This window comes from Streptomyces sp. NPDC029526, from assembly GCF_040637405.1.
Classification (GTDB): Bacteria; Actinomycetota; Actinomycetes; order Streptomycetales; family Streptomycetaceae; genus Streptomyces.
The window spans coordinates 1-3308 of record NZ_JBEZWE010000047.1 but is presented as its reverse complement, the minus strand read 5'-3'; the positions used below and the strand labels follow the sequence as shown (position 1 = coordinate 3308).

Below are 3308 nucleotides of genomic sequence, written 5' to 3'. Positions count from 1 at the left end.
CCCGCCGAATACGAGACCAACTACTACCGGGCAACCACGAAGCCCCAGGTCACAGTCATAACCTAGAGTCTCGATCGAACCCGGAACGGTTCAGACTGCTAGGCAACGTTGAGCAGCGCTTGTAGAAGTGGGAGGTCATAGCGGCCGCTCGTCAGTGACATGTTGGCGCACGTCGGCTATGAAGTCGGCCCACGCTGTGGAAGAGACCTCAAGGTGGGGCGACGTGGTTCTCTTGGAATCGCGTATGAGCATCCCGGTGGGAACGCACGCGGCCTCCACACACTCCGTTCCGCTGCCCCCGCTATACGTAGAGGTGAACCACTGGAGGTCTGAGTGTTCCTTCATCATGTCTCCCTACAGAGCCGTTCGATGAGTTCGGTGGAGGACTCGAAGTCGAGCGCCTGGGCGCTGAGGTACTCGAACGCCAACTTATAGCGCTCCAGTTCCTTGGGCTTCTCCATGAAGAGTCCACCGCCGAGAAGGTCCACGTACACCACGTCGAGCTCACGCGCCTGTCCACGAAGGACGGCGAAACTTCCAACGGCCGCAGCGTGCGCGCCGCAAGCAAACGGCAGCACCTGCACGGTGATACGCGGTCGGTCGGCCAGGACGAGCAGATGTTCAAGTTGCTGCCGCATGACGTGGTGACCACCCACCTGGCGACGGAGAGCAGCTTCATCGATCACTGCCCAGATGTGGGGAGGGTCCTCCCGGTCCAGCAACTCCTGGCGCTTCATGCGGATGTCGACCATGTGTTGCACTTCGCGTTCCTCACACCGAACCTCTGAGGCTCGATGCACAGCCTCCGCGTAGGCCCGGGTTTGCAGGAGGCCAGGGACGTACATGCAGGCATAGTGGTCCTCCCTCACTACCTCGTCTTCGAGGGTGAGCATGAGGTTCATGGACTCGGGGATGGGGTCATCGAGGGACCGCCACCACCCTTGGATGCGGGCGCCCTTCGCGAGCTCGACCAGCGCCAGGCGTTCCTCGTCGGTCGCCCCGTACTCACGGCAGAGGGCATCTACCGCTGGCCATTTGACGGCCCCTTCCTTGGTCTCGTACCGACTGAGCGTGGCCTTGGAAATGCCTACGCGGGCTCCGGCCTCCTCCAGCGTGAGCTGCTTCTGTTCGCGGAGCCGACGCAGGTCGGCGCCGAGCTGACGCCTGCGGGTGGTGGGTCCAACTGGCATGACTCAGGCCCTTCGTGTTCGTCCACGTGATCGTGGCCGCCTCCCAAACCTGGCGGCAAGGCGGTGTGCGCCCGGGGCGCATGCACGGTGACTGCGCTCCAAGCGGGTGGCGATGAGAGTTTCATTTTGAGAGTTTCAATGCAACTCTCAGTGTGGGACGCACTGCACCGTGTAGTCATCGTGTCCCAGGTAGGAGCGAACCGTGGACGATTTCACCTACGTCCCCCCTGGCAACCTGGGGACTCCCCTTCATCGCAGAACCCAGCGAGGTCTCAGTGCTGCGCTCGCTCATGCGCACCCGGCTCAGCACATGGGGCCTGTCGGAGCTCAGCGATACGGCGCAGCTGTGCCTCAGTGAGTTGGTCGCCAACGTGATCACCCATGTCGGCGGCGGCACCCCCGCGAGCCTCACCCTGCTCCGGCGAGGTGGTCGTCTACGGATCGAGGTGAGGGACCCGGAGCCCTGTGCAATCCCAAGGCTGGTGGAGGCCGGCGACGACAGCGAGGGCGGCCGAGGTATGGCACTGGTTGATGCCCTCACCGACCGCTGGGGGGTCGAGCTCTGCACGCATAGCAAGGTGACCTGGTGTGAGCTCGTGACCGAACCGGTCGTGTCAGAACATCATCAGAGCACGGAGCGAGTGAAGCGAGCCGCAAGGGTGCTCACTTCCTACGGAAATCACGAACTGCCTCCGGCGTCACGACGGAGTCGTGTCGGTGCTCTGACGAGAGAAGCTGCCGCCATTGACGTCATCTCTGACCTGCTGCACTTGCTTCGAGAGCACGGCCACGATGTGGACGAGGTCTTGAACCGTGCTCAGTCGCACTTCGAAGCGGAGGTGGGAAGGGCCTGGGCCACCAGGTGACGGTCAGCCCGAAGCCACCGCCTTGGCGTACGTCAACACGTCCGCCGGGAGCGGGTGCTTCAACTTCCAGGTGATGGCCATGGGCTTGCTTCCCTCGTGGCCCACGTACTCGGCGGGGCCGAGCAACATCCATGGCTGTGCGCCGCCGATATCGGTGGTCTTGTAGCGGCGGACGAACAACAACACTTGGCTGCCCCGAGCGACGTGCTGCTGGTACCGCAACCCGGTGGGAGACGTTTCGGACGTCGTGTTCTGTGATTCCCAGTGGAAGTGCGTCTCGCTCAGCGCGAAGTCATGGTAGCGAGTCTGGGGGGAGAAGTCCTTCTCATCCTTTTCTAGGGTGATGAGGAGGGCATCGGTAACCACAGACTCACACCACTTCACACCCTCCCGGAAGTCGCCCGGAACGAAACCCCCCACGTGGGCCTGACCGAGGGCGGGCAGGATCTCTTCGCGACTGTAGGAGGCGTGCACAGTCAACGGGATACTTCGGTCACCGAGCAGCGGGATCGGCACGTGCTCGGCGTGGGCAAGGTTGTACGCGAGCACCTGGCGTAGCTCCTCGCGGACAGCCCGGTGCCTGTGGAGAGCGGCGAAACCTTCGTCATAGCTGGCATAACCCTTCCTGGTGGCACCTCCCAGAGGCCAGAGTTGGAAAAACAGCATGCGAGCGTATGCCTTACTCTGCTCATCAAGGATGTTGTATGGGGGGTTGTCGTCTTCGAGCATCCGCGTGTAGGCATGGACGCGCAGAGGGTCGTCGACATGGAGGAAGGCAGGCATTCGCTTGAGCAGCGCAGCCTCACCCTCAGGGGCGTCGCGATCCATGAGGCCTGCGCGGCGGAGTAGCCCCGTCCAAGAGTTCCCGTTTCCTCGGTAGATGTCCTTGATGTCCCGACCGCTTTCCTCCAGGTAGCGACCGAGTAGGCGTTCTCCATAGTCAGCTACTTCGCGGGCCAACGTGGTCACGTTGACACTGAGCTGATCTCTGATGTTGGCGATGATTGTTTGCTTCGCCTTCTCTTCCAGCACGATCTCGCATCCGGCGGGGAGCTTAGGAAAATCGTGCTCGATGTGGTCCAGCAGCCGCTTGCGTGTCAGGTTGGTGAGGGCACGGAATTGGTTCTCGAAGCGAAATTCCTTGCGGTGTTGGCCAATGAGCGTTTTCAGAGTGGCCACCGATGGGGTGACAGCGGCGAGGGCACAACGCACGAGGCACCCGCGCCGTTGAGGGAGGTGTTCGAAGTCTCAA

At 62.3% G+C, this 3308-nt stretch carries 4 protein-coding genes and 1 pseudogene; 2 read left to right on the top strand and 3 right to left on the bottom strand.

Features of this window, described 5'->3' with window-relative positions; genetic code table 11:
* Positions 1–135 precede the first annotated feature (135 nt).
* Together AB0F01_RS31385 and AB0F01_RS31380 are read right to left on the bottom strand one after the other, a co-directional pair.
* Positions 136–345, bottom strand: a complete 210-nt coding sequence (locus tag AB0F01_RS31385; RefSeq protein ID WP_362102765.1) for a DUF397 domain-containing protein — start codon at positions 343–345, stop codon at positions 136–138.
* Positions 345–1190 (bottom strand): helix-turn-helix transcriptional regulator, encoded by an 846-nt coding sequence (locus tag AB0F01_RS31380; RefSeq protein ID WP_362102760.1) that lies wholly within the window; start codon positions 1188–1190, stop codon positions 345–347. Before AB0F01_RS31380 ends, AB0F01_RS31385 begins: the two co-directional genes overlap by 1 nt.
* A 209-nt stretch (positions 1191–1399) precedes the next feature.
* On the opposite strand from AB0F01_RS31380, the gene AB0F01_RS31375 reads away from it, so the two are divergent.
* Positions 1400–2056, top strand: coding sequence for an ATP-binding protein (locus AB0F01_RS31375; RefSeq protein ID WP_362102762.1), 657 nt, complete (start codon positions 1400–1402; stop codon positions 2054–2056).
* Between the two features lie 3 nt (positions 2057–2059).
* On the opposite strand, the pseudogene AB0F01_RS31370 reads toward AB0F01_RS31375, so the two are convergent.
* Positions 2060–3214, bottom strand: a pseudogene (locus AB0F01_RS31370) (DUF3427 domain-containing protein); the annotation flags it as partial.
* Here AB0F01_RS31370 and AB0F01_RS31365 point away from each other — a divergent pair.
* Positions 3122–3308, top strand: a 187-nt coding sequence (locus AB0F01_RS31365) for a hypothetical protein (RefSeq protein WP_362102768.1), incomplete at its 3' end; no start/stop codon positions are given. The pseudogene AB0F01_RS31370 and the gene AB0F01_RS31365 overlap by 93 nt on opposite strands.